This window comes from Chryseobacterium sp. ZHDP1, from assembly GCF_018603435.1.
Taxonomy (GTDB): Bacteria; Bacteroidota; Bacteroidia; order Flavobacteriales; family Weeksellaceae; genus Chryseobacterium; species Chryseobacterium indicum.
The window spans coordinates 2,232,372-2,258,841 of sequence record NZ_CP075682.1 but is presented as its reverse complement, the minus strand read 5'-3'; the positions used below and the strand labels follow the sequence as shown (position 1 = coordinate 2,258,841).

Annotated in this window: 31 protein-coding genes; 5 read left to right on the top strand and 26 right to left on the bottom strand. The window is 34.7% G+C overall.

Annotated elements, in window-relative coordinates; genetic code table 11:
- Positions 1 to 26 precede the first annotated feature (26 nt).
- From KKI44_RS10335 to KKI44_RS10265, 14 genes are all read right to left on the bottom strand, one after another.
- Positions 27 to 1,187 carry an FAD-dependent oxidoreductase gene (locus KKI44_RS10335; protein ID WP_214590920.1) on the bottom strand — a complete coding sequence of 387 codons (1,161 nt, stop codon included), beginning with the start codon at positions 1,185 to 1,187 and terminating at the stop codon, positions 27 to 29.
- A 28-nt stretch (positions 1,188 to 1,215) separates the two neighbouring features.
- Positions 1,216 to 1,971 (bottom strand): helix-turn-helix domain-containing protein, encoded by a 756-nt coding sequence (locus KKI44_RS10330; protein WP_214590919.1) that lies wholly within the window; start codon positions 1,969 to 1,971, stop codon positions 1,216 to 1,218.
- Between the two features lie 137 nt (positions 1,972 to 2,108).
- Positions 2,109 to 2,312: a tautomerase family protein gene (locus KKI44_RS10325; protein WP_214590918.1), complete on the bottom strand. Its 204-nt coding sequence runs from the start codon at positions 2,310 to 2,312 to the stop codon at positions 2,109 to 2,111.
- Positions 2,313 to 2,516: 204 nt separating this feature from the next.
- Positions 2,517 to 2,981 (bottom strand): MarR family winged helix-turn-helix transcriptional regulator, encoded by a 465-nt coding sequence (locus tag KKI44_RS10320; RefSeq protein ID WP_214590917.1) that lies wholly within the window; start codon positions 2,979 to 2,981, stop codon positions 2,517 to 2,519.
- The gene (locus KKI44_RS10315; RefSeq protein ID WP_214590916.1) at positions 2,978 to 3,397 is read right to left on the bottom strand and encodes an SRPBCC family protein; all 420 of its coding nucleotides are present in this window, start codon (positions 3,395 to 3,397) and stop codon (positions 2,978 to 2,980) included. Before KKI44_RS10315 ends, KKI44_RS10320 begins: the two co-directional genes overlap by 4 nt.
- 206 nt (positions 3,398 to 3,603) lie before the next feature.
- Positions 3,604 to 4,065, bottom strand: a complete 462-nt coding sequence (locus KKI44_RS10310) for a nuclear transport factor 2 family protein (protein WP_250902195.1) — start codon at positions 4,063 to 4,065, stop codon at positions 3,604 to 3,606.
- The gene (locus KKI44_RS10305) at positions 4,059 to 4,955 is read right to left on the bottom strand and encodes an MBL fold metallo-hydrolase (protein WP_250902194.1); all 897 of its coding nucleotides are present in this window, start codon (positions 4,953 to 4,955) and stop codon (positions 4,059 to 4,061) included. The genes KKI44_RS10310 and KKI44_RS10305 overlap by 7 nt, the downstream gene beginning before the upstream one ends.
- 194 nt (positions 4,956 to 5,149) lie before the next feature.
- Positions 5,150 to 5,851 (bottom strand): intradiol ring-cleavage dioxygenase, encoded by a 702-nt coding sequence (locus KKI44_RS10300; RefSeq protein WP_250902193.1) that lies wholly within the window; start codon positions 5,849 to 5,851, stop codon positions 5,150 to 5,152.
- A 14-nt stretch (positions 5,852 to 5,865) separates the two neighbouring features.
- Positions 5,866 to 6,756 (bottom strand): ester cyclase, encoded by an 891-nt coding sequence (locus KKI44_RS22700; RefSeq protein WP_250902192.1) that lies wholly within the window; start codon positions 6,754 to 6,756, stop codon positions 5,866 to 5,868.
- Positions 6,757 to 7,070: 314 nt separating this feature from the next.
- A complete protein-coding gene (locus tag KKI44_RS10285; protein ID WP_214590915.1) occupies positions 7,071 to 7,808 on the bottom strand; it encodes an SDR family oxidoreductase in 738 nt (245 codons plus the stop codon).
- A complete protein-coding gene (locus KKI44_RS10280; protein ID WP_214590914.1) occupies positions 7,805 to 8,230 on the bottom strand; it encodes a darcynin family protein in 426 nt (141 codons plus the stop codon). The genes KKI44_RS10285 and KKI44_RS10280 overlap by 4 nt, the downstream gene beginning before the upstream one ends.
- Before the next feature lie 72 nt (positions 8,231 to 8,302).
- Entirely contained in the window at positions 8,303 to 8,896 is a 594-nt protein-coding gene (locus tag KKI44_RS10275; protein ID WP_214590913.1) for a Crp/Fnr family transcriptional regulator, read from the bottom strand.
- A gap of 55 nt (positions 8,897 to 8,951) precedes the next feature.
- Entirely contained in the window at positions 8,952 to 9,851 is a 900-nt protein-coding gene (locus KKI44_RS10270) for a hypothetical protein (protein WP_214590912.1), read from the bottom strand.
- Positions 9,852 to 9,977: 126 nt separating this feature from the next.
- Positions 9,978 to 10,160 carry a SymE family type I addiction module toxin gene (locus tag KKI44_RS10265; RefSeq protein ID WP_214590911.1) on the bottom strand — a complete coding sequence of 61 codons (183 nt, stop codon included), beginning with the start codon at positions 10,158 to 10,160 and terminating at the stop codon, positions 9,978 to 9,980.
- Positions 10,161 to 10,433: 273 nt separating this feature from the next.
- Between KKI44_RS10265 and KKI44_RS10260 the strand changes: the two genes are divergently transcribed.
- Complete coding sequence (locus tag KKI44_RS10260) at positions 10,434 to 10,682, top strand: helix-turn-helix domain-containing protein (protein ID WP_214590910.1); 249 nt, start codon at positions 10,434 to 10,436, stop codon at positions 10,680 to 10,682.
- A gap of 131 nt (positions 10,683 to 10,813) precedes the next feature.
- Here the strand turns inward: KKI44_RS10260 and KKI44_RS10255 are convergent, their stop codons facing one another.
- The 10 genes from KKI44_RS10255 to KKI44_RS10210 form a co-directional block, all read right to left on the bottom strand.
- Positions 10,814 to 11,113, bottom strand: a complete 300-nt coding sequence (locus tag KKI44_RS10255) for a type II toxin-antitoxin system RelE/ParE family toxin (protein ID WP_214590909.1) — start codon at positions 11,111 to 11,113, stop codon at positions 10,814 to 10,816.
- Complete coding sequence (locus KKI44_RS10250; protein WP_214590908.1) at positions 11,106 to 11,354, bottom strand: type II toxin-antitoxin system ParD family antitoxin; 249 nt, start codon at positions 11,352 to 11,354, stop codon at positions 11,106 to 11,108. The genes KKI44_RS10255 and KKI44_RS10250 overlap by 8 nt, the downstream gene beginning before the upstream one ends.
- A gap of 276 nt (positions 11,355 to 11,630) precedes the next feature.
- Positions 11,631 to 13,493 carry a hypothetical protein gene (locus tag KKI44_RS10245; RefSeq protein WP_214590907.1) on the bottom strand — a complete coding sequence of 621 codons (1,863 nt, stop codon included), beginning with the start codon at positions 13,491 to 13,493 and terminating at the stop codon, positions 11,631 to 11,633.
- Between the two features lie 139 nt (positions 13,494 to 13,632).
- The gene (locus KKI44_RS10240) at positions 13,633 to 14,265 is read right to left on the bottom strand and encodes a hypothetical protein (protein WP_214590906.1); all 633 of its coding nucleotides are present in this window, start codon (positions 14,263 to 14,265) and stop codon (positions 13,633 to 13,635) included.
- Positions 14,266 to 14,476: 211 nt separating this feature from the next.
- Positions 14,477 to 16,102 carry a chaperonin GroEL gene (gene groL, locus KKI44_RS10235; RefSeq protein WP_076390782.1) on the bottom strand — a complete coding sequence of 542 codons (1,626 nt, stop codon included), beginning with the start codon at positions 16,100 to 16,102 and terminating at the stop codon, positions 14,477 to 14,479.
- A 96-nt stretch (positions 16,103 to 16,198) separates the two neighbouring features.
- The gene (gene groES / locus KKI44_RS10230; protein ID WP_040997294.1) at positions 16,199 to 16,477 is read right to left on the bottom strand and encodes a co-chaperone GroES; all 279 of its coding nucleotides are present in this window, start codon (positions 16,475 to 16,477) and stop codon (positions 16,199 to 16,201) included.
- Between the two features lie 147 nt (positions 16,478 to 16,624).
- Positions 16,625 to 17,515 (bottom strand): hypothetical protein, encoded by an 891-nt coding sequence (locus KKI44_RS10225; RefSeq protein ID WP_214590905.1) that lies wholly within the window; start codon positions 17,513 to 17,515, stop codon positions 16,625 to 16,627.
- Between the two features lie 78 nt (positions 17,516 to 17,593).
- Positions 17,594 to 18,316: a hypothetical protein gene (locus KKI44_RS10220; protein WP_214590904.1), complete on the bottom strand. Its 723-nt coding sequence runs from the start codon at positions 18,314 to 18,316 to the stop codon at positions 17,594 to 17,596.
- 354 nt (positions 18,317 to 18,670) lie between these two features.
- Positions 18,671 to 18,997: a DUF4870 domain-containing protein gene (locus KKI44_RS10215; RefSeq protein ID WP_214590903.1), complete on the bottom strand. Its 327-nt coding sequence runs from the start codon at positions 18,995 to 18,997 to the stop codon at positions 18,671 to 18,673.
- Between the two features lie 113 nt (positions 18,998 to 19,110).
- Positions 19,111 to 19,998 carry a hypothetical protein gene (locus KKI44_RS10210; RefSeq protein ID WP_214590902.1) on the bottom strand — a complete coding sequence of 296 codons (888 nt, stop codon included), beginning with the start codon at positions 19,996 to 19,998 and terminating at the stop codon, positions 19,111 to 19,113.
- A 444-nt stretch (positions 19,999 to 20,442) separates the two neighbouring features.
- Between KKI44_RS10210 and KKI44_RS10205 the strand changes: the two genes are divergently transcribed.
- Positions 20,443 to 22,236, top strand: coding sequence for a hypothetical protein (locus KKI44_RS10205; protein WP_214590901.1), 1,794 nt, complete (start codon positions 20,443 to 20,445; stop codon positions 22,234 to 22,236).
- A 115-nt stretch (positions 22,237 to 22,351) separates the two neighbouring features.
- Here KKI44_RS10205 and KKI44_RS10200 read toward each other — a convergent pair whose 3' ends face one another.
- Together KKI44_RS10200 and KKI44_RS10195 are read right to left on the bottom strand one after the other, a co-directional pair.
- Positions 22,352 to 24,736, bottom strand: a complete 2,385-nt coding sequence (locus KKI44_RS10200; protein ID WP_214590900.1) for a M1 family metallopeptidase — start codon at positions 24,734 to 24,736, stop codon at positions 22,352 to 22,354.
- 68 nt (positions 24,737 to 24,804) lie between these two features.
- Positions 24,805 to 25,383, bottom strand: coding sequence for a HupE/UreJ family protein (locus KKI44_RS10195; RefSeq protein WP_214590899.1), 579 nt, complete (start codon positions 25,381 to 25,383; stop codon positions 24,805 to 24,807).
- Positions 25,384 to 25,450: 67 nt separating this feature from the next.
- On the opposite strand from KKI44_RS10195, the gene KKI44_RS10190 reads away from it, so the two are divergent.
- The 3 genes from KKI44_RS10190 to KKI44_RS10180 are packed head-to-tail and all read left to right on the top strand — an operon-like array spanning position 25,451 to position 26,468.
- On the top strand, positions 25,451 to 25,693 hold the full coding sequence (locus tag KKI44_RS10190) for a hypothetical protein (protein WP_214590898.1): 243 nt from the start codon (positions 25,451 to 25,453) through the stop codon (positions 25,691 to 25,693).
- Positions 25,669 to 25,971: a hypothetical protein gene (locus tag KKI44_RS10185; RefSeq protein WP_214590897.1), complete on the top strand. Its 303-nt coding sequence runs from the start codon at positions 25,669 to 25,671 to the stop codon at positions 25,969 to 25,971. Before KKI44_RS10190 ends, KKI44_RS10185 begins: the two co-directional genes overlap by 25 nt.
- On the top strand, positions 25,968 to 26,468 hold the full coding sequence (locus KKI44_RS10180; protein WP_214590896.1) for a DUF6702 family protein: 501 nt from the start codon (positions 25,968 to 25,970) through the stop codon (positions 26,466 to 26,468). The genes KKI44_RS10185 and KKI44_RS10180 overlap by 4 nt, the downstream gene beginning before the upstream one ends.
- Positions 26,469 to 26,470: the final 2 nt, after the last annotated feature.

Here is a 26,470-nt window from a genome sequence, read left to right as displayed (position 1 = left end):
TTATATCATTTAAAAAAACTCGTTTTTTAGTGTTCGCTGAAAAACTCCAGCATTGTTTCGAGAGCTTCCTGGCTGTGCATTCTTTCTCCGTTTTCAAGCGATTCTTTTGCTGCGTCAGAGGCTCTTTCGCGCATATTTTTTTCATAGGCAGCAATTGCTTCCTGCAAAGTGGAATATTTGTCGGATGTAAGACAGCCGCTTAGTTCCAATGCATCACGCATTGCCATATTTACACCTTCACCTGCAAATGGCGGCATTACATGGGCTGCATCACCAAGCATGGTAAGATTGGGCTGTGCTTCCCAATCCTGATCTAATGGCATACAGTAAATTGGACGCGGAATAAAAGGGGTTTCTGTATTTTCGAAAAGTTCGTACCAAATATTGTCCCATTCAGAATAAGCAGTTTTAAACCAATCCAGCAGCTGCGATTTGTCATTAAAATTTAAACCACTGTTCGCAGCCCAGTTTTCCTCTGCTTTAAAGCTTAAATAAAATCCCGCTTCACCATTCCCTTTTTGCCCCATTAAAATATCTTTTTTATTTCCGAAGGCCATTATTTTTCCGCCATTAAGAAGTTCCGCCATTTTAGGCGCTGCGTTTTTTACATCATATATATTGCCTTCAAGCATAATGATGCCCGAATAAAAAGCTTTAATATCTGTAATGTAAGGACGGATTTTGGAGTTTGCTCCGTCTGCTGCAATAACAATATCTGCGTAAACGGATTCTCTGTTTTTGAAGTGCATCAGCCAGCCTTCATTCTGCTTATCCATAGAAATAAAATGGCTGTTCCAGACAACTGTTTCGGGTTCTAAAGACTCCAGCAAAATTTTCCGTAATGCGCCACGGTCTATTTCCGGACGAAAATAAGGATTACCGAAATTTTCTTCTACTTTGGTTTCGTGGTCACTTAAAAATACTTCCGCTTTTTCGTTCATTATTTTCTTTCTGTCCGCTTTGGGAAGAAAGTTGTTTTTGAATTCTTCAAGCAGACCTGCTTTAATAATTGCTGCCAAACCGGAATCATCATGTAAATCCAGTGGAGAACCCTGTACCCGCGCATTCTTATTTACATCACGTTCATATATTTTTACATCGGCTCCTTTAAGCTGTAATAGTTTTGCTAACGTAAGTCCTCCCGGTCCTCCGCCTACAATAGCAATTTTTTTGTTGTGTAATTTCATACCGTATAACTTTTTTTACAGCACAAAATTATTTCAATGTAATTGTTGAAAATTGTATAAATCGGTCGTTTTGATTTTGTCTAAGTTCTTTTGGTGAAACACCGGAAAACTTTTTAACGGTTTTAATAAAATGTGACTGATCGGCAAAATCTTCCTGCGGGAACAACCTGCCTTCTTTTATATGACTAAATGAAGCCCGAAACCGAAGAATATTACAGTAGGCTTTTAATGAAATCCCGAATTGCTGATTGAAATAACGGTTGATCTGCCTGCTGCTCCAAGATACTTTTTCTGAAAGTTCATGTACAGACAGTGATCCGTTGGAAGAATAAATAAGATCAAAAAGTTTTCTTTTTCTGCTATCTGTTTCTTCAGGCAGAAGTGACTGAATTTTTTGTGTTGCTTTTTCGCAGAAGAGTTCAAAACTATTCAGGTCATCTTCACCAAAACTCCAAAAATCTACAGCTAAATGTTTTGCGTTATCCAATACGTCTGAAACCGGATCCCGAAAAATATATTCTATGGCAAGAAGTTTAAAACTAATGGCAAACATCACCGTCTTAGTAGATAATATCGCAGTATCCGGTTTCGTTTCAAGTCCGGAAAGTGTAGTGTGAAAAGGCTCAGATGCGGATCTGGAAAAAAACAGATCTACTCTTCCGTCGGGTAAAATAACAATGTTTTTTTCTTGCTCGGAATGATTTTGAAGCATCCAAAAACTCTCTACAAAATCGTCCAGCGATTTGTCGGGCTTGATGAGTTTGAAGTCAAAATCATTGTTCATTTTTTTTCTGTGTTGGGTTGCGCGGTCTTTTGTCTTTCTGATATGTTTGTTTCAGTGAATACAGAAATCTGAAAACCTAAATCAAATGTAGACAAATATTTACAGAGGGACAAGCTTCAATAATTTCCATAGATGCATTATTTTGATTTCAGGTTCTCCTTTATTTCTTTTACGCTGAGACCTCCCACAGCAATGTCTTCATCCGGTTTTTCATTGATGGTGATAAAGAATAAATGTTTCGGAATTCCCGTAATCTTTACAGAAATGTCTGTAAGTTCTTTTATCAGTTGTTTTTTAACTTCCGGGGATAATTGTCCCGCTGTGAATTCGATGATTGGCATGATTTTATAGAAAATGGTTTTATATCGGAATAACAAACAGATGTGTTGTTTTATTTCAGGGCAGCCATCAAATTATATTACACTTTTCTGTCTGATTCGAGGTTAATTTAGCATTTTTTTCTGAATATTTTCAGATTAATAATTACACCGCATTTTTCTTGAAAGCCAAGCATGAGTAAAAATCGATACCGGTTTCATTCAAAATTAGCTTTCGTTTTTATTTTCGAGCAATATCAGAAGCTGTTTATTGAAAGATCCTGTTGTATCGCCGAGCTTTGCAAAAAAAGTTCTGTCGAATTCTTCAACTATCTTTACAGCCTGCTGGATTATTTTTTCTCCGCTATCGGTAAGTCCCACTGTTTTTGCCCTCGTATCTGTTAAATGTTCCCTTCTTTCTAAAAGCCCTTTTGTTTGTAAAGTTCTCAGGACAGTAGAGGTTGTCATAGGATCAATTTTTGTATGCGATGAAAGCGCAATCTGAGTTACTTCCTGTTGATGCAGGGTAAGCCAGTGAATGCTCGCCATTAAAACAAACTGCGAATGCGTTATGCCATAAGGTTCTAATGCTTTTTTAATTTCCCGCTGCCAAAGATTAGTCACCTGCCACAATAAAAAACCGGAGCTGTCTTCTGCTTTTTCTACACTGAAGGTATTGTCTTTATTTTTCATAGAGATTTTGCTGCTTTAATCTGGGTTTGCATATCTTCCGGTAGCGCATCAACAATTTTTTGAGCTACAATTTTACGCCATAAAAATCCTAAAACTCCTTTTACGGTGATGGTGTTTGTGATTTTTAAACCTTCCTGCGTTTCTTCGAAAGTGTGTTTGTCGTACATTTTGGCAAGCGGAAATTTTGTAACATCCAGAAACATTTTATTTTCTTCTGTTTCTAAGAGTTCTACTTTTACATCGGGACCGCCTTTCGGTCTCAACATAAAAAAGTTTCCTTTCTCAAATTTACCTTCCAGTTTGGCAAATTCAATACCTTCATCCCAGGTTTGCCAGTTATTTACGTCAGCAAAGAGTTTCCACATTTGCTCTTTTGTAACTTCTCTCGTTACGATTGAATGACTTCTTGTCCACATATCTTTAAATATTAAATGAATTAATTTTATAAGTGCAAATATAATAAGCGTACTTATAATATGCAAATTTATTTTCATTTAATTAATTTATCACCTTAGTGGAATAGTATTCTTCACTTTTACTCGATAGCGATTTAAGTATAATGATCTGGAAAATAAAGGATTAAATATTTTAAATCAGAAGGTTTTGCCACAGGATGTTTTGTTTATTTTATAGCATCATCCACTGTTTTGCTGTCTACAAACTGCTCAAAGCTGATAATTTTTCCGTTTTTCAGTTTCCAGATGTGGGCTACTCTGGCTTCAAAATACTTGTTGGTACGTTTATAAGTTCCAGAATAAGTACCGTAAGCAACCACTTTATCATCACTTGCCACATAACCTTCCGGAGTAAATTTATAATCTGTCCATTCAGTTCCTAATCTGCTGAAAACATTTTTTGTAATGCTTTCTAATCCCACATACGTTCCGTTATAGGGAAAGCCTTTTGCTTCTGTCCAGTGAATATCTTCAGCTACATATCTGGCAAGATTTCTTCCGTTTTCTTCCGATGTTTTTCCTTCGTAAGTACTTTTTATTATTTCAAGATTTGTCATTGCTTTATTGTTTAAAGAACAGCCTGACAGTGCAAGAAGCATAGCCAGGCTGAAGATATATTGTTTTACCATTTCATTTCTCCCGTATTTACTTTTGCGCCAATTTGCAGGGCAATGTCAAAAGTTAATGTTGGATATTTTGCTTTGATCGCTTTAATAAGTTCGTCTGAGGTTTTGTTTGTTTTCAGTGCTTCTTCATAAAACTGGATGTAATTTCGCGTATGTTTTACTGCCGAAATATCAAAAGCTGAATTATTGCTCGCGTGCGCAGGAACTACGACTTCAGGATGCAGACTTTCAATTTTATCCAATACGGAAATCCATTGTTTGCGTGCTTCTGTAGTTTGTGCATCTGCCATCCAAAGGTTGAAGCTGGTTCCAAAAATATTAATACCGCCCACAACTGTTTTTTCTGAAGGAATCCATACAAAAGTCTTATTGGCAAACTCTTCCAGACCAATGATTTCAAGATTTTCGCCTTCCAGCTGTATAGAGTTTCCTTTTAAAACCTGTGGCAAAATTACATTGGAAGTAATATTTTTACCCAGTCTTTCGCCCCACACTTCCAGTTTTTTCTGTGCTGTAGCTTTAATGTGTTCCACCGTTGCAGGAGAAGCATAAGCGGTAACTTCCGGAAAATATTTTTTGAAAACCTCTAATCCGAAGTAAAAATCCGGATCACCATGAGAAACATAGATTGTGGTCAGCTTTTTGCCGCTCTGTTTAATTTCCTGAGCTACTTTTTCGGCATCTGCCAATGTAAACTGTGCATCGATCAATACGGCATCCGTTTTGCCCGAAATAATTACCGAGGCAACGCCAAAGCTGTTTTCGGATGCATTGTATACTTTTAGGTTTAAATTTTTTGTTTCGATAGTTCTGAAACTTTGTGCTGTTGCTTCCATTGCTGTAAAAATTGATGTTGTAATTAAAATAGATTTAAAAAAATTCCTGATTTTCATTTTTTTGGAATGATTTGTTATTAAAATTTGTTCATTTATTCCTTTATTTAATATTGAAGAGTAACACTCTGAAGTGTCTTTTCGTAGGCGATCCTTCAAAAAATTCAACCTGACATTTCGAAAACTAACTGTAATATTATTATGATTGTCAGGCTGAAATCTTTATTATTAAAAAGAATAGGTTTATATATTTTTTATGCTACCGTTATTGTTTTTAACAAGGTATAGCCATCGGTATTATTACCCGTTACACTGTCTGCCATATTCTGGTTCAAACTATCTGAAAAAATTGAATCCTGCGTATTCGATCTGTCCGGCGCTCCATGATATCCTGCAGTTGCATAAACAGCGGAGTATATTGCAGCCGGAAAAGCAATTTGGGTAACCAGAAGCGAAACTCCGGCACTATCATAAATATGTACATGAATGTGTGGCGCTCTTCCCGGATACCAGCCCGGGAAAATACTGATGAAGGATACTTTTCCGTTGGCGTCGGTAGCCTGTCTTCCCCGAAGGAAATTTTGACCTGTATAATCTGTGGTCTGCAGTTGGTTTCCTCCGTACTGCGAATAGTTTCCGTCTTTATCGCATTGCCATACATCTACAAATACACCGGCTAAAGGAGTACAGCCATTACTCTGGTCTTGTATGGTGAGCGTCATTAGAAGGGGAATTCCGGTTCGGTCTCCGATGATGCTTGCCCGAACATATTGTGCAGGTGTAATAATAGGAAAGGGACCAATTGTTTCTGTAGGCGATACGGAACAGTTACCATTGGCAGAACCTGAAGTACCGGTTTCGTCATCTTTTGAGCAGGAGGCTAAAACGTTGGGTAGTGCTACAATAGAACCTAAGCCTAAAATTCCTTTGGTTAAAAATTTCTTTCTGTCCATCATTTCTCATTTTTTTATTAAAACATCGGATGCGTATTGGCAGACGATGAAGGTGCAGCCTGTATAACATCCCAATGTTCTGTGATTTTGTTATTCTCTACGCGGAAGAATTCTGAAATTGCCTGATAGCTTCCGTCAGGTGTAGGAGCTTTTATATGAAGAGCCACAATATTTCCTTCAGAAACCGTTTTGCGGAAATCGACTGTAGATTTTGGTGTACCTGCAATCCATTGGGTTGCCATTGCTTTCAGTGGTGCTTTTCCATCGGCAACCTGCGGATTGTGCTGTATGTAGTTATCTGCAATATAATCGTCAATAGCCGAAGTATCTTTATCGCCAAAAAGTCTTTGGTAGAATGCAACCACTAATTTTTTGTTGGCATCCTCCTGTATAATATTTCTTGCAGCTGTAGTATTTGCATCGTTACCAAACATCGGATGCGTGTTGGCAGAAGTTGCAGGCGCATCCTGAATGACATCCCAATGTTCTGTGATTTTGTTATTCTCTACGCGGAAAAACTCTGTAATCGCCTGATAAGTGCTGCCGTCGGGAGACGGATTTCTTACGTGCAGAATAACCAGATCGCCTTCTGCCAGTATTTTTCGGAAATCTACCGTGGTTTGTGGTGTACCGGCGAGCCATTGGGAAGCTACTGTTTTTAATGATGCTCTTCCATCGGCAACCTGCGGATTGTGCTGGATGTAATTTTCAACAATATAATCATCAATAGCTGTAATATCCTTGTCTCCGAATAAACGCTGGTAAAAAGTTTTTACTAAAAGTTTGTTTGCTTCTTCCTGCTGAGTGTTTCTTGATGACGTTACTCCATTGTCATCATTGTCTGAGCAACTTGTGGCAAAAAAAGCAATACTTAAAATCATGAAGACTGCTAAAATTCTTTTTTTCATTTTCTGAAGTTTTTAAATTAATGATGCAAAGTTGCTTCACTTCAGGTTTAAAAACATTGAACAAGTTCAATAAATTGAAAAAGCATCAGGCTGAAGTGAAAACTTCAGCCTGATGCTTTTATTTGGTTATCCGAGAGTTGTTTTGAAAAATTTTTAAACAGTTTTTAGGCGAACAGATTTTATCTACGATAAAATTAAGAATGAATCTTTATTGAAAATCTTTGATTTTCCTGCAGCTTAAAAATTTAGGACAAATACAAATCCTGCGACCTTTGCCTTTTCCAGTAAGAATATTTTTATTTTAAAAAGTTTTTTTATAGTCCATTTTTCATAATTCTGTCGGCAAGTTTCGGAGAAAAGCGGTTAATAAGTCTCAGCAACTTTGTTTTGCCAATATAGCTTTCGTATTGGTCAGCTTTAAAATTATGAATAAATTCATCAGTTAATTGTTCGGTTGTTATTTTTGATTTTCCGCGCCCTTCCGTCATGGGAGTGTCGATTAAAGCGGGTATGATTTCAAAAACCTTGGTATCTGTATCTTCAAGCTGATAGCGCAATGTTTTGCTGAAACTGTGAATGGCACTTTTTGTGGCACAATACACGGAAGCCGATTTTTTGGGTGCTATAAAAAGTCCGCTGCTTACATTCACTACTGCGCTATTTTTGTTTTTCAAAATAAATGGCAATAGGAGGGAAGTTAGTTTTACGGGAGCCGTTAAATTTGCCGAAATTTCATACTCTATTTTATCCGTGAGATTAGTTTTATCTGTAAAATTATAATTGTACTGAACTGCAGCGTTGTTAATTAAAATATTTACGTCTGAATGTTGTCGTTCAATAAACAAAACTAATTCGTCTAAAGAAGTGTTGTCGGTTAAATCGCCTGCAAATATTATTAATTCCGGAAATTCATTTTTTATTTGTTCCAGCTTTACTTTGTCCCGTCCTGTAATAATAACTTTGTTTTTGAGCAGCAAAAACCGCTTGGCTAATGACAAACCAATGCCGGAAGAGCCACCGGTAATTAAAACGGTATTTCCTGTTTCAGTCATTTCTTCTCTTTTTTAAACTGTTCGTTAAAATCTTCGAATAAATTTTCCTGCCCTGTTATGATGTCTTTTATTTCGAAATAGGGAACACCATAAACTTTAGTATCACGAAGTAATTCAATCATCAGTTTATAATCGTCCAGTTTTGTTGTTGTTACTATCATAAAGTCCGAAACAGAAGCATGAAAGTATTCGCTGTCAAATAACTGAACGGTTACTGTCTGGCTTACTCGTACAAAAATGGGAGTTAATTCTTTTTCAACGAATTGGCTTCTTTCGTCTCTTGATAATGAAAGCCATTTCGGAGTTGCATTCATCAACACTAAAATGGTGTAAGGTTTTTTGTTTTCCATATCACTTCGCTTTGTTTGTGCATTGCCCGATAAACATAATGCGGTGAATAAAATGAGTATCAGCTTATTCATTTTGCTTATTTAATATCTATTGCAAAATTGAAGAAGCTGATGGTAAATTCAATTTACATAGGTTGATAAATGCTATCTGCCTGAAAGTTTTTTTCTGATCCGGCTTAATTGTGTGGGAGTGATGCCTAAATAGGAAGCAATATGATATTGAGGAATTTGCTGTTCCAGTTGTGGAAAATCTTTTTGGAAAATCTCATACCTTTTATCGGCATCCAGCAAAACAATTTCAATCTCTCTCTGCTCTTTCTGTACAAAAAAGAGTTCAGCTAAGATTCGGGCTGCGCGTTCGATATCGGGACAGGTTTTGTAAAGCGATTGTATGTCTGCATATTTTGCCGTGAGGATCTTACATTCGGTAAGAGCTTGCTGATTGATCTGATTGGGTGTTCCTGTTATCAGAGAAGAGTAGCCACCAATGAAACACGGGTTAACGAAAAAATGTTTGTTGTATTCTGTACCTTCGTTGTTTATGTAAAATGCACGGACAACACCAGTTTCTAGAAAACCGATTTCCTTTGCAGTCTGTCCGCTTGTAATAAAATAGTCGCCTTTTTTCAGAATTTTTGGTGTAAATAATGCAGAAAATTGTTCCCAACTTTCATTGGAAATAGGGGATAGGCTGTTGAAGAATGTTTGTATGTCACTTACTGTTTTTTCCTGCTGCACACTTTTCTGTTTTTCTTTTTCAATAATGGGATGCGGGTTTCAATTTTAATAAAAGTTATTCTCTTTTTCTGCTAATGATTTCTTCAAGTCCGGGTTTACAGGTTAATAAATGCCATCCGCCAAAAACAATAAATATTCTGTCGTTGCTGTCTAATAATTTATCAACGGTACTTAGTAAAAACTGGTCGCGTATTTCTTTGGATTTTCTTCCGATTTCCTGAAATTTCCCCACTGGTTCAAAGGGATTTGTAGGTTCAAGCTCCAAAATGTCGAAAGGACGTTTCAACAGCTGCTCATAACCGGATTTATAGAAACTGAACTTTTGTTCGGACTTGGATAATGCTACACCGCCTTTTTTAATGATATAGTTTTCTATAAATGTATTGTATCTTTTTTCTATTTCGCGGAGGTCTGTAATGTGCTGTCCTTTAAGTCCCCACATAAGGCGTTCTGTAATGATGTACGCCAAGAATTCTTTTTTAGAATAGCTTTTAAGTAATTCTTTAAACTCGAAAGAAACTGGCGGATCTCCGTCAACTGTTTTTATTTTTAAACTGTCACTCAGTATTTTAGTTAATCCAATTTCGCCATCTTTTAATAAGGCATCCTGTTTGGAAGTATAAATTTTCTTTGAGATGTCGCCTCCTTCATTAATGGCAATATTGGGTATGAAGGCAAAAAATTTCTGCTCAATTTTTGTAAACATTGGATTTTCAATATCCGAATCGTCTGTGAGATGAGCGACACCGCAAAACACCACTGTTTTTTTACCGTTTGTAAATTCCAGAATGTACGGATTGGAAGGAAGTTGTTTGTTAGAATCCAGCTTTATGTCGAGATAACTTGTTGTAGTATAAACAGGCGCAACATCGTTACTTTTTTTTTTATTGAGGTTTGAAGCGCTGCAACTTACAAGCAACACAGAAATAAAAATGCAGATCAAGGGATGTTTCATAGTGATTTTAATTCATTGCGGCTGGCTTTCAAATTTACACATTCGTAGATTGTACGCATACACAAACCATTGTTTTTCTTCACGTTTTTTTTGGAAAGTTAATGATTTTGTAGATATTACGATGATTTATAATTTGTCCACCGTAATAATAATCTTGTTTTTCTTCTGCTGAATATTCACCATTTTTCCTTCTCCGAAACCGAGTTCATCAAGCCATTTTCCTCTGAGGCGGATTTCCGGAACGATGATGAGTTGGTTGCTGCTTTTCTGAAATCTTGAATAAATTTTAAGTTTTCTTGAATTCGTCATGGTGTTTTTGTTATCTGATAAATTTGGTTTTGGTTATTTGTTTTTACATTTTTTCTGGCTGTACAGGAGGAAGTTGTAAAATTTATGAACTTCCTGCCTATACAAACCAAGGGTATATGATAAATTGTGTTTTTAAATCTCTAAATAATCAATTTGTTTTATATTAAATTAAATGCTTTTATTCGACAAATATAACAAAAAATCACAATACTGGCATATATCCCAATAGTATTTATTTTTTATAAATGCAATTTAGTTGAAAACATAGTATTAATGGATTTTCACAAAGACCTGCAAATTTTGATAGGAAAGCGTATTTCTGAAATTAGAACAAAAAATAATCAAACTCAACAAGATTTGGAATTCCTAACAGGTATTGATTCGGCGGAAGTAAGTAAATATGAAAAAGGGAAAAGAAATCTAACTTTGAAAACTATGATAAAGTTTGCCGTAGCATTACAAATTCATCCAAAAGAATTATTTGATTTTGACTTTGATATAGAAAAGTATAAAATTGAGTAAACCTCAATATTGCGGATTTTCAATCCGTGATTTTAACTTTTTATAGATTGGAAATTTTTACGAACGAGGTTTTTTGATAGGGAAATGTCACGGATTTAAAATCCGCGATATCGGTGAAATCGGGAAGTTGTTTATTCATCAAGCCTATTTTTCAAGTCCATTCTTTCGTGTAAAATTCTGACAACTTCAATTCTGTCTTTTGAAATAACTTGATAGAAAATTATGTGTTTTCCAGTTCTCAAACCAAGCAAATTCTTGCTTATTCCATCATATTCTTTTCCAAGTTCAGGGGTTTTTCCTATTTGTGTACAAGCAAACTCTATAGCTGCATAGTATTTGTCGGCTTGTTTTTCAGACCACTCGTCAGTAGTGTAAACCCAAATGTCATTTAAGTCGTCAATGGCTTCCTGTCTGAAAATAACTTTAGCCATTTTTTCTTTTTTCTTCTTTTAATTTTTTTAAGTTTTCTTTAAAGTCGAAATTTTCAATGAGAGGACTGTCTAATCCTTTCTGAATTGCAGCTTTCAGGGCGATTACTTTGTTTTCTTCGTCCTCTAAAAGTCGAAGTCCGGCACGAACAACTTCGCTAACATTTTTATAGCGTCCTGATGAAATCTGACTACTTACAAACTGATCAAAATAGTTTCCCAGTGATATTGATGTATTTTTCATTTTGTCCAAACTTTTCTCAAATTTACCAATTTTTGGTAAATTTACATATGCTCTGCTTACGCTTTTTCAATTAAAGTTGTTAACGTGCTTTCACAATGTGGATATGGAAATTAAGGTCACGGATTGCAAATTTGAGCTATTGGGTTTATAATTTGTTCTCGATATTATCGAGTTTGTTTTAAAATGAAAAACCGCTCTTGGAATTAAGCGGTTTTTTTGTTGATACGAGCGTGACGCTCGTACTAACAGGGGAGTCCAAATTTTGCCAAACCCTTGTTAGCGCCCGTATTGTTTAATTAAAAATAAATCGTTGAATTTATTAATTGATTTTAATAGTTCTTGTGAATTTTCGGGATTAACTTCATCTACCTCAATATAATTAATAGTCAGTTGTCCACTTATAGTATCAGATTCTTCATCAAAGTTTAATTCATAAGGAACTTCAATCTTATCTAATGTAGAATCAACTCTAATAAGATTTATTCTATTTCTATAAGCATCATTGTGACCTAATCTATTTTCTTGCATTTTATATACATAATCAGAATCAGGTTTAATTTTATCGTTTGGAGTATTACTTGTTTTGTTTTTTACGATTGAATTTTGAAACAAATGTGTTTCTAAATAAATTTCACCAGGTTGTTTTGTGTAAAAATCGTCTATATCAGGAACAACTTCCTTAAATTCGGGAAGAAAATCATTTATATCATCAAACATTATCTGCCCAGTATTATAAAATAATTTTAAATTAAAATTATTTGCAGGAGTATTTCCTTCATTTTCTATGATAAATTCTATAATGTTGGTACTTGATAAACGATATATATATTCTTCAAAATTTAAAAGAAAATTTTCTAATGAGATATTATAATTATCAATTTCATTTTTATATCGGTTATAATCTGTAGTCGAAAGTGTTCTTTTAGGATGTTTTTTCTTATTTAAGAAACTTAAAGGACTTCTGTCTGTATTAGGAGTATTCTCAATATATTTTAACTTCTTTATTTGAATAATATTTATTATTTTTTCATGGATAATTTTACGAGATGGTATTGATAATGTAAATTCATTTATAATTCCTTTATCAGATAAAACACCAAATTTTAAGCTTGGTTTTCTATTTGAAAGTCCTGTTGAAATCCAATTTTTGATTGCATCAACTTTCATAAAATCAAATTGTTCTTGAGACTCAAGTATTTTTTTTGCTTCTTGTGTTTCTGGGAGTAAAGGAAACCACGGTTTATTATTATAATAACCAAATTTCCAAAAAATTGGAATCAGAGATTTAGGAACATTGTAATAAAAAGCTGTTAATTTTCCTAAATTACCATATCCCAAAACTCGATTGTAAACTTTTTCGTATGACCAATTTTTATCAGAAAAAAGTTTTCTAGATATATCAGAAATAAATTCTTTTGTATAATCGGAATCTTGAATTGTTAGAAAAATATTTGATTGATAATCAAGATAATTTATATAATCAACTTTTCCACAAAACACTTTTAAGTCAATTTTATATTCATTTCTAATATTTTCAATTATTTGATTACTATTTTCAGATAATTGAATAGCATAACATATTCTTATTGGAATTTTTTTCAAAATTTCATGCTGACTGCTCGTAAGCGGTTGTTTGAAAAATTCCGGTTCATCACTACCTACAAATAATTCCTTAAAAAATGCTTCAAGTTGTGTCCCTGAAGTAATATTATCGTCAAATAAAATAAGAGCAGAAGGAATATTAGACTCAATATTAGATCCAATATTTTCGATGTTTATAATTTTATTTAATATATCATTCTCATCATCGAATAAATGTTTTAGTAACTGATAACAAATAACGGCACTACTATCTTGAATTCCTCCTAATGAAGATAGCATAGGCTTAACTAAATGTTCTTCTTCAATTTTATTATATGCAACTTTTAGCAAATAAGTTATCATTTTGCTATCTAAGTAATCAAACTTTTTCAAAAGTTGAATAATCATTTCTATTTCTTTATAACTATTAAATTGAGTCAAAAAGTAAATGATTCTAATTACATCAATTTTAGCATTTTGATATGTATTAAGACGTGTTTCTAATTCTTTAAAATAGTTTAAATTCTCAATAATTAATTGTTTAGACCTTTCATCCATTATTGTTAATTGTATTTATGATATTGCCGCTAACGTTCTAGCGCTATGCAAGTGGAAGCGATTATTGCTTATCAAGATAGAATTTCTTACGAAATATAAACGTGCATTTGCAATCTTACTAAACGCTTGTAAACAGGAGTTATTTTTGGTTAAGTATTTTGAATTTTTCTTTTTTCTTGATTAAAGAAGCGAAACTATCCATTTGATTTTTTAATTCATCTATCTCTCTTATTAATTCTCTGTTGGCTAGTTGTGGATTATACTGTGTATCTACATTATTTTCGATTTTATTAATCTCTTTAATATAGACGTCAAGTTCTAAAAATTTTTTCCCAATATTGGAATTTAAATCAACAGCTGCTTCATAAGTTTGGATGTCAAGATTTGTTTGATTTTCACTTAGAAAGTTAACAGTCTTCAAATATTCGTTGTAGGCTTCTGTATGTAAAGTTCTTATCTTTTCAGAATAGTAATAGTACAGTCTATGATTAATAGCTGTTCCATATTTGTCTAAACATTTACGTAATTGTATAAATGTTTTTGAATAGATTTCGATTCTCCAATTAATAATAATTAGATAAAAAAGAAACAGAGAAAATAAAATTAAAATTATTCCAATCCAAAATCCATATTCATTATTGTCTTCATTAAACACTTGCTTATTAAAAATTGATATTAAGGCTAGAAATATATTTCCATTCACCAAATTGGCTCCCGAAACGAGTAATAAAGAAGCGATAGTAAAAACTATTCCCCTCCTAAAAATTTCCAATGTAAAATATTTTGTCTTTATTCTAAGAGGAACCATATTAATCTCTTCTAAAAATAAAAATCGAGAATGAAGAATGAGAAGTTAATTGATATTGTTTCATGGTTTTATTAATTAGTTTTTCAAATATAATTAAAAAAATAATACAAAATAAAAACCGCCCTATAAATAGAGCGGTTAGTATATTAAATTGCCTCGGTCGCTGACCGCGCCCTTACATCATTCCTGGCATTCCACCACCCATTGGCATAGCTGGTTCGTCTTTTTTCACTTCAGTGATGACACATTCAGTGGTTAATAACATTCCTGAAACAGAAGCTGCGTTTTCAAGAGCAACTCTTGTTACTTTTGTAGGGTCGATGATTCCTGCTTCAAGCATATTTACATACTCGTCTGTTTTTGCATTATATCCGAAATCTCCGCTTCCTTCTGCTACTTTAGCAACGATTACAGAACCTTCACCTCCTGCGTTGGCAACGATTTGTCTCAATGGCTCTTCGATCGCTCTTTTTACGATCTTAATTCCTGTATTTTCGTCTGCATTTGCACCGGAAAGGCTTTCAAGAGAAGCGATTGCTCTTACCAAAGCAACACCACCACCTGCAACAATACCTTCTTCTACAGCAGCTCTTGTTGCGTGAAGCGCATCGTCCACTCTGTCTTTTTTCTCCTTCATTTCCACTTCAGAAGCAGCACCTACGTAAAGTACAGCAACACCTCCTGCTAATTTAGCCAGTCTTTCCTGAAGTTTCTCTCTGTCGTAGTCAGAAGTAGTCGTTTCCATCTGAGCTTTGATCTGTGCAACTCTTCCTTTGATTTTGCTGTCGTCACCACCACCGTTTACAATCGTTGTGTTGTCTTTGTCGATAGAAACTTTTTCAGCAGTTCCCAACATATCTAAAGAGATGTTTTCCATGGTGAAACCTTGCTCCTCAGAAATTACCTGTCCTCCTGTTAAGATCGCGATATCTTCCAACATTGCTTTTCTTCTGTCTCCGAATCCAGGTGCTTTTACTGCAGCAATTTTAAGAGAACCTCTTAATTTGTTTACCACTAAAGTTGCCAAAGCTTCACCTTCAACTTCTTCAGAGATAATTAATAAAGATTTTCCTCCCTGAGCGATTGGTTCAAGAACAGGAAGCAATTCTTTCATGGAAGAGATTTTTTTCTCTACCAAAAGAATGTATGGATTTTCAAGTTCAGCCAACATTTTTTCAGGATTCGTCACGAAATACGGCGACTGATATCCTCTGTCGAACTGCATCCCTTCTACAACGTCTACCGTTGTATCGATTCCTTTAGCTTCTTCTACTGTGATAACACCTTCTTTACCTACTTTTCCGAACGCTTCAGCGATTAAAGCACCGATTGTTTCGTCGTTGTTAGCAGAAACAGAAGCAACCTGCTTTACTTTATCTGTAGAATCTCCAACTTCCTGAGACTGAGCTTTTAAGTTCTCAACCACTGTTGCAACCGCTTTGTCTATCCCTCTTTTCAAATCCATTGGGTTTGCACCTGCAGCTACGTTTTTAAGACCTTCTCTTACGATAGCCTGTGCCAGAACAGTAGCGGTAGTAGTACCGTCTCCTGCAATATCATTGGTTTTGGAAGCCACTTCTTTTACCATTTGTGCTCCCATGTTTTCTACTCTGTCTTCAAGTTCGATTTCTTTTGCAACTGAAACCCCGTCTTTGGTAACGTGAGGTGCACCGAAAGATTTTTCGATGACTACGTTTCTACCTTTTGGTCCTAAAGTTACTTTTACTGCATTAGCCAATGCATCAACACCTCTTTTTAAAGCGTCTCTTGATTCGATATCGAATTTTATTTCTTTTGCCATAATATTTTGATTGTATTAATGTACTTTGTACAATGTATTAATGAACTTTTATATTCATGAAGTCATTTTACATGAATACATTTTACTTTTTACGAATTAACCGATGATTCCTAGTAAATCTCCCTCTTTTACAATTAAATAATCTTTTCCTTCCAATTTCAATTCAGAACCTGAATATTTCCCGTAAAGAACTTTGTCACCCACTTGTACAGTTGTAGGCTCATCTTTTTTGCCCGGACCAACTGCCACAACAGTACCTTCCTGAGGTTTTTCTTTTGCGGTGTCCGGAATAATAATACCTGAAGCTGTTTTAGTTTCTGCAGCGATCGGTTCGATCAAAACTCTGTCTGCTAATGGTTTAAAGTTTACTGACATAATATATTTAATTTTTTAATTATTTCTGTCTTGAAATTCTCTAATTGTATGCCAACACAGGCAAAAGAAAATTTTGGCAGACTAATTTTTTTTGAACGGAAATTTTGGCAGAAAAAAAGTCACTTCAAAAATGAGGTGACTTGTATTTTATTGATGACAAGAATCTTCGTAATCGTCGATCAGTTTTTTATAGATATCAGTGTATATTGCTGATTTATATTTCATATTTATCTTTGAAGCTTCAGCTCCTCTTTTACCTTTAAGCGCTGCTTTTCTTTCGTCATCGGTTGCTCTTTTCTTTTCCTTAAAAGTTTTATTGGAAAAATAATCGTTCTGTCTTGCTTCATCTACTTTTTTAAGAAACTCCGGACAGTCTGCTCCTACCATTTCATAGGCTGTATAGAATTTTTTGTATAATGTTTTAAGATTAAATAAATCTAAGGGACTTAAGGAAGGATAATCTACCGGCGCAATGGCAACGGTGTCGCCTGGTTTGCTTAAATAAACCATTACATAAGTTAACTGACAATCGTTTTCGTTTCCATTGGAAGCTGCGGAATAATTATTTCCAAAATCTGCCTTGCACATCATGCTTCTGTAACCATAAAGATTTATCAGTCCTTTTTCCATCAAAGGAAGCATCAGTACTTTTCCTTCGGATTCCAGTTCCTGATCTTTGTTGATCTCTTTTACCAGACGTTTGTCCAGTTGAAATTGCTCCTGGGTTTCTTCATTTGTATACAATAAACTTTTAATATCAGAAACAGGGATTAATTGTACTTTGGTATCGCTTTTTGAAGATTTAAATTTTACTTCTTTTCTGTCTAAATTGGCATATTTAGGACCTTTTCCCATGAAACTGAATGTTGCAACATCAGGAAGCATAAAGTCTTGTGCAAATCCTTTTTTTGTACTGCCGTCTTCCATTAGAATTTCTATGGGAAGGAAATCTCTTTTTCCTGTATAAAACTGTAGAGATTGTGCAAAGAAGTTTTGTGCTGAAAGAATAAACACCAATAAAAGGCTAAGTTTTTTCATGGATATTTTTAAAGTTTTTATCTGGTGCAAATCTAAAAAAAGTATCCAGATTCTGAATACTTTTAAAGAATAATCTTTTTATTTTACAGATTCCATAACCATTTTTCTTCCGTCGGAATCTATTTCCTGTTTCAGAACCTTCCTTGTGGAAAAATCAATATAATACGTGACTACAGACTTTCTGTCCTGAATATCATCCGTGGTTTTTACGATCCAGACTTTTTTACCGTTAAGATCTCCTTGGGTTACATTTTCCACATAGGCTTTTATAACGCCTTTTTTAGCAGCCGGATTATAATCGAAAATCGGCATTTCTGCGGATATATTTTCTTTTAAAGGCATAAATCTTATGATTGCGGGATACGCATTGCTGTCGAAATATTCAGTGGAAATTTTTTCGTTAATAACGTCTTTTTTCTGTGCTTTTTTATCGAAATAATATCCTGTTGCTTTATTTTTTTCAAACTTAATCACCATGTCTCTCATCATATTGTAGGAAGAATGATACATCGGCTGAAAATCTGAAATTCTTACCACCGTAGAATCTGTCCATGGTTTGTCCGGAGCCTGATTCATCTTTACTGTAGTTTTAAGAAGAAGTCTGTTTTTGTCTAGCTTTTTTACCTCGGAGGTTATTTTCCCGATTTCCATTTTCTGGTCACCTTTTGCAGCGTACCATACTGCATCGGATATTTCATCTTTAATGTATTGGGATTCAAGCTTTACATTACCCGGAGTAACAGTTTTCTGAGCAAAAATTTGGGCACTGCTCATTATTAAAAGGATCAGAAATAGTCTCATGAATTTTTTTAATAATTAGTTGTACCCTTTGTGTAAAAGTTACAGTATTTTAGTCATTTGTGTTCTTAAATTTCACAAGCCATTTATTAAAAAAATATTGCAGCAATAAAGCAACGGGTAGATAAATTACAGTATTTCCGATAACAAATAAACCCTGAATATTTCCGCATCTTGATTTTTGATCTGCAAAGTTCAGAAAATCCTCCAAAGAGAATAGCAAAAAAGGGTATATCAAAATAATAAATGTGGTAAGTAAATAGGTTAAAAATTTCTTTGTTAACATTAATTTTTTAAACAAAAGAGCGATAAAAAACGGTACTAAAATGTACGTTAACAGTTCCAAATTCCTTTTATTTATTTGATGAAATTAAATTTATCTTCAAATAACCTGCCGATCATAGGAATCGGCTTTTCTACTGAATTTACAACATTAATGATTCCGAAAATCCATAATATCAAAAATACAATTGCAAAATAGTTGATAAATGATAATGATGGCATTATTGAAGTCAGAATGCCTGCAGCAATACCAAAAGAAAATTGTGAAATAATAAGCCCTAAAGACTGTTTCAAATGATATTTTACAAAAGAATCTCTTTTGTCGCTGTTTGTAATCAGATACGCAATCAGCCATCCGATGATGGTGAGGTAAGAAATGATTGCTGCATTTTTTCTGTCCATGATGAAATTATTTTTAGATGATTAATAAAATTGTGATTTGGTTAAAACAACACTGCGTGAATGGAAATTTACTTTTATTATTGATTTGTGTTTTTAAAGTGTAAGGTTTTTATTTAAAACTTAGAAATTATGATCCAGTTACTTCCGTCACTTTGTACAGAAATACCTCTTCCTCCGTCAGAATTGTTAAGTGTATAGGAATTAAATATATTTCCGTTCAATCTGAAATTTCCCGAAACAGTTTGTGAGGCGGCTGTATCGTTAATAAGATAATATATACGTCTTATGTTGGCGGAACTTGCAGCAGGCAGACTTACAGAACCCTGAACCAATAACGTGAAATCATTATCTGCAACAGTTCCCGAAGACAAAGCTCTGATATTTCCGCCCACAGAACCTCTTACGTCCAAAGTGCTTACCGGAGCAAGATTTCCCACATTGTTTACAATCCCCATCCCTACATTTCCGGAAGCCGTCATCGTAGTAATTGTTCTGGAATTGATTACAAAATAGTGGTTTCCTCCTACTGTGCTTCTTAGCTCATGGCTAATGTTGTCTCCGTTGGAAAAGTAAACCCCCAGATTAGCGTAAGGTATTCCATCTCCTCTGGTTCCGGTATAAGATCCGTCAAAAGTTGTGACCTGGGTTTCCTTTCCCTGAAAATTAGCCACTCTTAGAGTAGATTTTTCCTGTAAAGATCCCGGAATCATATAAATATCCGCACTTGCTTCCTGAATGTTTGGAATCTGATTGGTAGGACCCACAATTTCCAGCATATGACCGGAGCCTATTGTTGTCGTTCCTATTCCTACTTTTCCTGTTTTGGTCACAATAAAATCATTGGATTGCTGATCTGTTGTCGGAATTCCGGATGATGGATTGTCTTTTCCGCCGTCAACATGAAAAGTGTCTAACGGATTAGGAGTATTAATACCGATCTGTGCTGTTGCAAGACCCGAAATGAATATAAGAAATAATTTTGCCGTCTTTTTTGTGTTCATTATTTAAAAGTTGCTATTTATTGGTTTACATTTTTTATTTAAAATCTTAATGCAAAACTCTTTTAAATTGTCAGCCGAACAATAAAAAAGGATACCACAAAACGGCTACCTTTAGTAAAAAGTGTGACTACAAAGTGACTACATGATTTTTAAATAGCTGATGTTTAGTTTTTTAGAAGTGCTTTGAAATTGTATTCGATTTCATTATCTGTTCCTAAATAATATAATTTTGCAACATGAAAAACTATAAGCAGGTACATGATTAACCATCTTCTGTCAAAAGCAAAAAGAAAAACGGAATTATAAAGACTGAATTATTGCTCTTTTGCGGAAAAAAATATCAATCGGAGAAAAATATGCTGAATTTTCCCTTTGCTTCTGACGTCATTCCTGGAGCTAATTGGATTAAATGCTGAAGTTTTTCACTACATTTTAAAACCCAATATGAAGAAAATTATTTTTTTAATACTGATTCTTTTGAACGTATTTTATCTGCAGGCACAGGTGAAAGATATAAAAGTTGTAAAACTTCTGAAAGATGCCGAACTTTCAAGATTAAATGAGGATTTTTCAACGTCTTTAAGACTTATAAATAAAGCAATTTCAATATCAGAGCCTAAAAATGATGATGTTGCTCTGGCGTACGAATATGCCTCTCTAAGCAAAATCTTCACGTTTAATGACAATGTAAAAGAGGCTAAAAATGCGATAAGCAAGTCATTATATTTTGCTGAAAAATCGAAAGATGATCTCGCAAATGCTGTGGCTTTATCAGCAAGTTCCTACTTCTATAAACACAATGAAATACTGGACTTGTCCATCCGCGATGCACAGAAAGGAATTCATTTTCTTAAAATTAAAAAAGATTACAGACTGTTGTCTTTGCTGTACTGGGATATGTATTATGCCTATGAACAGTGGGGAAAACAGGATAAGGTAAAAATATATGCTCATCTGGCATTGAAGAATGCAGAAAAATCGAAAAATGTTAATTGTATAATAGATGCATATGACGCAGAAATGCATTATTACGATCATATGGAATTTGCAACCAAAAGCAAAAAATACAAAGACAGTGTATTTTATTTTGCAGAGAAAATAAATAACCTCTGCGAAAAATATCCGGAAGAGATTGGCTACACTGCCTATTCCAGAATGAACATTAATCTAGCCACCTTTTCTTTAGCTTATCTTCCTCAAAATAATGATACTAAAAGAAAAATAGGCCATTATTTACAGATAGTAGAACAAACAGTAAAAAATCATCCTCTCAAATATGATTATCTCACCAATGTATACGGAATAAAAGGTGCATATGCGGAAAATGAAGGCGACTTGGCAGAGGCAGAGAAATATTATCTTTTGGCAGAAGAAAAAATGCTTCAGAAAAATCCTCCCTATTACTATACCTGGATGAATGATTATCAGGCTTTGGTCAATTTATATGAGAAAAAGAAAAATTTCAACAAAGCATTTGTCTATCAAAAAAAACTGCAGGATGTTATTGGAAAAATCAATAATCAGGAACAAATAAAAAATGCCCAGAAATTAGAGATCCAATACGAAGTAGAGAAGAAAAATACAGAATTGGCAACATTGAAGGAAAGGGCAGAGAGCAGGACGCTGCAAAATTATCTTTATCTTGGAATTTTTGGGGTTACTTTAGCGGGATTGGGATTCATGTTCCGTTCTTATCATTACAAACTTAAATACTCTACACAAAGAGCAAAAGAACTGGAAGCCAAAAAGCAGGAAGCCGAACTGCAGGCAAAATTCGAAAAAGAAGAAAAAGCAAGGCTTAATCTGGAGCATGAACTCTTAGCCGTAAAACAAAGCCAGCTTCAAAAAGAAATGATAGCAAGCAGTTTGCAGCTTTCTAAAAAAAATGAAATGCTTCAGCAGATTAAAGCCAAAGCCAACGAAGGAGAAACCCAGCAGATCAATAAGCTCATCAAAGAAGAAATGCTCAGAGATCATGATTTTGCCGAAATAAAATCTCAGGTACAGCAACTACATCCGGATTTTTTTAACTTACTCCATGATAAATCTGTGCAGAAACTTTCGCAGTTAGACATGAAATACTGCGCCTGTCTTCATTTACAGATGAATACGAAGCAGATTGCAGGTTTATTTCATATAGAAGCCAAAAGTGTAAGAGTGGCAAAATACAGAATTAAGCAGAAATTGGGGTTGGGAAAAGAAGATGATCTGGACCTTTTTCTACAGAAAATAAGATAAAATAAAACAGATACTTTTTGAAAAGAAAGAAAAATAAATAAATCTTACATTTTCAGAAAATATCTGTTTTAAAAATATAACTTTTACAGTTATGGATATGCTTTGATGGAAAATTTTATTTTTTCCCTGCAGCCTGCATCGGATTTACTTTTCCGTTAGAAGCGCCTCTTGCATTTCCTGTTTCTTTCTGTTTGAACAGATCGAATTTGGAAACCTGTGCTGTTCCGCCGTCATTGCTCCAGAAATTGTTGGAAGTATCAATATCGGCAGTTTCTCTCATTGGATCAAGCTGAACAGATTTTAATTTCTTTTCAAAATAATACGTTTTAGAAACTTTCTGCTCGTTCATTCTCCAGATCTGTGCAGAAGATTTGTCGGTAAGTTTTGTTCCGTCCTCAAAAGTAAATTCTAAAATAATCGGCATTACCAAACCTCCTTTGTTCACGAAATCAATCTGATAAGCGGTAAGATTTTTAAATTTATCTTTTTCTTTCTGCGTTAAAGGTTCGGTTCCCTCGAATTTAGAAACGTATTCCTTATCGTTATCCACTTTTTCCTGACTTCTGTCGTATCTGTAATAGAAATCCTGTGCTTCCTTGTCTTTGTCTACGTAGAAAGTAATGTTTTTATCTTCTCTGTTTCTGATTTTTGAAATATCTTCAAATTCGTTCAGGGCAGGTTTATCAACTTTATATTTATTTTCTTTGGCTTCTCTTGGAGCAGTATTCAGATCCGGAGTTGCAATCGTCACTTTATCAATCGCGATATCTACAGGATCAGTTCCGTAGAACCATCCTCTCCAGAACCAGTCCAGATCTTCACCGCTTGCATCTTCCATCGTTCTGAAGAAATCTGCAGGTTCAGGATGTCTGAAAGCCCATCTTTTAGCGTAGGTTTTAAAAGCTTTATCAAAAAGTTCTCTTCCCATGATCGTTTCACGAAGAATATTTAATCCGGTTGCCGGTTTGGAATACGCATTCGGACCAAACTGAATAATGTTTTCAGAATTACTCATAATTGGCTCCAGTTGATCTTTCGGAAGTTTCATGTAATCTACAATTGTCCACGCCGGACCTCTTTTTGACGGGAATTTATTGTCCCATTTTTCTTCAGTAAGATATTCCACGAAAGTATTTAAACCTTCGTCCATCCAGCTCCATTGTCTTTCGTCTGAATTAATAATCATCGGGAAAAAGTTATGTCCCACCTCGTGAATCACAACGCCCAACATTCCGTTTTTAATTCCTTCCGAATAGGTTCCGTCTTTTTCCGTTCTTCCGTAGTTGAAGCAGATCATCGGATATTCCATTCCGTTTGCCGCTTCTACAGACTGTGCGACAGGATAAGGATAAGGAATGGTGAATTCTGAATAGGTTTTAATGGTATGCGCAACTGCTTTGGTTGAATATTTTCTGTATAACCCATAAGCTTCTTTCGGGTAAAAGCTCATTGCCATTACTTTATTGTTGTTTTCAGGAATCGTAACGCCCATTCCGTCCCACACAAATTTTCTTGAAGAAGTCCATGCGAAATCTCTCACGTCATTCGCTTCAAAAGTCCATGTTTTTCTCTGCTTGGAATGATTTTTCTCCGCTTTTTTAGCTTCATCCAGAGTCACGATTTCTACAGGTTCAGTAGAAGTTTTAGACTTGTTGTATCTTGCCAATTGCTCAGATGTTAAGACCTGATCATAGTTTTTACATTCTCCTGTTCCTCCTACCACATGATCTGCGGGAACATTCATCGAAACTTTAAAATTTCCGAAAACCAGAGCAAATTCTCCTCTTCCTGTAAACTGATGATTCTGCCATCCGTGGAAATCGCTGTATACGCACATTCTCGGATACCATTGCGTCATCGTATAAAGATCGTTTCCTTCTTCAGGGAAGTTTTCGTAACCGCCACGACCGCCCATTTTCATTCGGTTCGGGATATTGTAGTTCCAGTCTACTTTGAAAACCAGTTTTTCTCCTTTTTTCAGAACTTTAGGAAGATCAATACGCATCATGGTTTTATTGACGGTATATTTCAAAGGATTTCCTGAAGCATCCGTTACTTTTTCAAGATTTACTCCATATCCATTATCGATTGCCGGAACTTCAGAAGCTTTCAGCTGTTGGTCTGTTGCCGCTTTCGGAAGGGTAGAAGAGAACGGGAAGTCCGCTTTCTTTACTGTCGACTGTTGATTCTCATCAAGCTGAAGCCAGATATAATCCAGATCGTCCGGAGAATTGTTGTAATACGTAATGGTTTCAGAACCTTTCAGATTTCTTTTGTCTTCGTCCAGATAAGCATTGATCTCGTAATCGGCTCTGTTTTGCCAATAACCATGACCGGGAGCTCCGGAAGCGGTTCTGTAGATATTTGGTGTAGGAAGAATGGTTCCTAACTGCTCGAATTTGTTTCCGTGGTTGCTTCCAGGATTGTTCTGGATATTTTGTGCGGTGAAACCTGTATACGCAAATACAGAAAGAGAAAGTATGGCAACTTTTAGTTTCATAACCGAAATTGTTTTAAAGATTTTCAAATATAATAATAAGTAGCTGAAAATTTGAAAATGTTTCAGCGTTAAAAAGGAATTCTTTCTAATGTCATTTTTAAAGAGAGGGCAAATACTCCGGAAGAGACAAAAAGGATCCAGTCTTTCTGATTTACTTTGAATAGTTTAAGCAAAATAAAGAGCAGTATTAAAATCCCGAAAACAATGGCAATCTGCCCCAATTCCAAACCGATATTGAAGCCTAAAAGAGGAACAGCAATACTCTGGCTTTTGGCAATCATCACTCTTGCGGTATTCGCAAAGCCCATTCCGTGGATCAGTCCGAAAATTAAGGCTAAATAGTAATTGGCGTTATTCTGAGACTGTTTTTTATTTCGGATGAGAATATTATTCAGCGAAGTTAAAACAATCGTCAACGGAATCAGAAACTCCACCCAATCCGAATTGATTCTTATGATATCAAAAGTGCTTAATGCCAAAGTAATGGAATGACCGATGGTAAAAGCGGTAACAAGAATTAAAACTTTCTTTAGATCGCTAAAAGAATATACCGCAATTAAAGCCAGAACAAAAAGCTGATGATCGAGTGCATCCAAAGAAATAATGTGTTCCCAGCCGAGATTCAGATAGAATAAAAAATCCTGCATTTTTCCAATATTATTTTTGAAACGCGATGATACAAAATTTATTTTAACTTTGTGTAAAATCAATACAATGAACCTTACCATAGAAATAGATAATAAAGAAGATTATTTTTTCGTTAAGCAGCTTTTAGAAAGACTGAAAGGAGTAAGAATTGTAGAAAATAATTATGAAATGGTTGAAGGTCTGCCTTCTCATGTTTTTGAAGAGATTGAAAAATATGGGGAATCTCTGAAAGATGACGATATGATCTCGAAAAATGATTTCTTTAAGTTTATTGATGAAGAAATATGCAGATTGAATTCTCAGAAATAGCAAAAAAAACGTTAGCAGAGAATATCGAATTTCTTAAGAGAATCTGGACAAATCGTGAAGTTGTTATTTTCTTAGAAGATGTGAAAAGAATAACGAATGATCTTGAAAATGGAAAATATTCTCAGTTTCAAAGTTCCCTTCACAAGACGAAAAGTGTTTTAATCGGCAAAAAACACGTAAGAATGTTCTTCCGAAAGGAAAACGAGACTAAAATTAAAGTTCTTCTGTTCTTCGATATGCGACAAGATCCACAAAAAATCCTTGATTTATTACAATGAAAAAACTGTTTTTCTTCTTTACCGTTTTAATTATATTTTTCTCTTTTACAAAGGCAAAACATCCTTATCATGTAGGTTCTGTAGAAATTAATTACAATCAGAAATCCAAAACGTTTGAAATTACAGGGCGTTTTTTTCTGGATGATCTGGAAAACGGACTGAATAATAAATACAGCAAATCGCTTCATTTCAACGATCCGAAATTCAAAACACAGCTCAACGAATCTCTTAAAAATTATTCTGCGGAATATTTTAAGCTAAAAGGCAATAATAAATTTCTGAATGTTAATTATGTAGGCTATGAAGAAGATCAGGAATCGGTAAATATTTACCTTGAATCTGAAAAAATCGACAACCCGAAAAAAGTAGAAGCAGCGGTAAGTTTTCTGTATAATTTATTTGACGATCAGATCAATATCGTCCACATCATCGTTAACGGAAACCGGAAAAGTGAAAAATTAACTTACCCGAACCGTTATTTGTTTCAGCAGTTTTAAAA

Bases quoted from the DNA above. Each gene is read 5' to 3' on its own strand.
- KKI44_RS10335 (WP_214590920.1), bottom strand. From the start codon at position 1,187: ATGAAATTACACAACAAAAAAATTGCTATTGTAGGCGGAGGACCGGGA.
- KKI44_RS10330 (WP_214590919.1), bottom strand. From the start codon at position 1,971: ATGAACAATGATTTTGACTTCAAACTCATCAAGCCCGACAAATCGCTG.
- KKI44_RS10325 (WP_214590918.1), bottom strand. From the start codon at position 2,312: ATGCCAATCATCGAATTCACAGCGGGACAATTATCCCCGGAAGTTAAA.
- KKI44_RS10320 (WP_214590917.1), bottom strand. From the start codon at position 2,981: ATGAAAAATAAAGACAATACCTTCAGTGTAGAAAAAGCAGAAGACAGC.
- KKI44_RS10315 (WP_214590916.1), bottom strand. From the start codon at position 3,397: ATGTGGACAAGAAGTCATTCAATCGTAACGAGAGAAGTTACAAAAGAG.
- KKI44_RS10310 (WP_250902195.1), bottom strand. From the start codon at position 4,065: ATGGTAAAACAATATATCTTCAGCCTGGCTATGCTTCTTGCACTGTCA.
- KKI44_RS10305 (WP_250902194.1), bottom strand. From the start codon at position 4,955: ATGAAAATCAGGAATTTTTTTAAATCTATTTTAATTACAACATCAATT.
- KKI44_RS10300 (WP_250902193.1), bottom strand. From the start codon at position 5,851: ATGATGGACAGAAAGAAATTTTTAACCAAAGGAATTTTAGGCTTAGGT.
- KKI44_RS22700 (WP_250902192.1), bottom strand. From the start codon at position 6,756: ATGAAAAAAAGAATTTTAGCAGTCTTCATGATTTTAAGTATTGCTTTT.
- KKI44_RS10285 (WP_214590915.1), bottom strand. From the start codon at position 7,808: ATGACTGAAACAGGAAATACCGTTTTAATTACCGGTGGCTCTTCCGGC.
- KKI44_RS10280 (WP_214590914.1), bottom strand. From the start codon at position 8,230: ATGAATAAGCTGATACTCATTTTATTCACCGCATTATGTTTATCGGGC.
- KKI44_RS10270 (WP_214590912.1), bottom strand. From the start codon at position 9,851: ATGAAACATCCCTTGATCTGCATTTTTATTTCTGTGTTGCTTGTAAGT.
- KKI44_RS10265 (WP_214590911.1), bottom strand. From the start codon at position 10,160: ATGACGAATTCAAGAAAACTTAAAATTTATTCAAGATTTCAGAAAAGC.
- KKI44_RS10260 (WP_214590910.1), top strand. From the start codon at position 10,434: ATGGATTTTCACAAAGACCTGCAAATTTTGATAGGAAAGCGTATTTCT.
- KKI44_RS10255 (WP_214590909.1), bottom strand. From the start codon at position 11,113: ATGGCTAAAGTTATTTTCAGACAGGAAGCCATTGACGACTTAAATGAC.
- KKI44_RS10250 (WP_214590908.1), bottom strand. From the start codon at position 11,354: ATGAAAAATACATCAATATCACTGGGAAACTATTTTGATCAGTTTGTA.
- KKI44_RS10245 (WP_214590907.1), bottom strand. From the start codon at position 13,493: ATGGATGAAAGGTCTAAACAATTAATTATTGAGAATTTAAACTATTTT.
- groL (WP_076390782.1), bottom strand. From the start codon at position 16,102: ATGGCAAAAGAAATAAAATTCGATATCGAATCAAGAGACGCTTTAAAA.
- groES (WP_040997294.1), bottom strand. From the start codon at position 16,477: ATGTCAGTAAACTTTAAACCATTAGCAGACAGAGTTTTGATCGAACCG.
- KKI44_RS10225 (WP_214590905.1), bottom strand. From the start codon at position 17,515: ATGAAAAAACTTAGCCTTTTATTGGTGTTTATTCTTTCAGCACAAAAC.
- KKI44_RS10220 (WP_214590904.1), bottom strand. From the start codon at position 18,316: ATGAGACTATTTCTGATCCTTTTAATAATGAGCAGTGCCCAAATTTTT.
- KKI44_RS10215 (WP_214590903.1), bottom strand. From the start codon at position 18,997: ATGGACAGAAAAAATGCAGCAATCATTTCTTACCTCACCATCATCGGA.
- KKI44_RS10210 (WP_214590902.1), bottom strand. From the start codon at position 19,998: ATGAACACAAAAAAGACGGCAAAATTATTTCTTATATTCATTTCGGGT.
- KKI44_RS10205 (WP_214590901.1), top strand. From the start codon at position 20,443: ATGAAGAAAATTATTTTTTTAATACTGATTCTTTTGAACGTATTTTAT.
- KKI44_RS10200 (WP_214590900.1), bottom strand. From the start codon at position 24,736: ATGAAACTAAAAGTTGCCATACTTTCTCTTTCTGTATTTGCGTATACA.
- KKI44_RS10195 (WP_214590899.1), bottom strand. From the start codon at position 25,383: ATGCAGGATTTTTTATTCTATCTGAATCTCGGCTGGGAACACATTATT.
- KKI44_RS10190 (WP_214590898.1), top strand. From the start codon at position 25,451: ATGAACCTTACCATAGAAATAGATAATAAAGAAGATTATTTTTTCGTT.
- KKI44_RS10185 (WP_214590897.1), top strand. From the start codon at position 25,669: ATGCAGATTGAATTCTCAGAAATAGCAAAAAAAACGTTAGCAGAGAAT.
- KKI44_RS10180 (WP_214590896.1), top strand. From the start codon at position 25,968: ATGAAAAAACTGTTTTTCTTCTTTACCGTTTTAATTATATTTTTCTCT.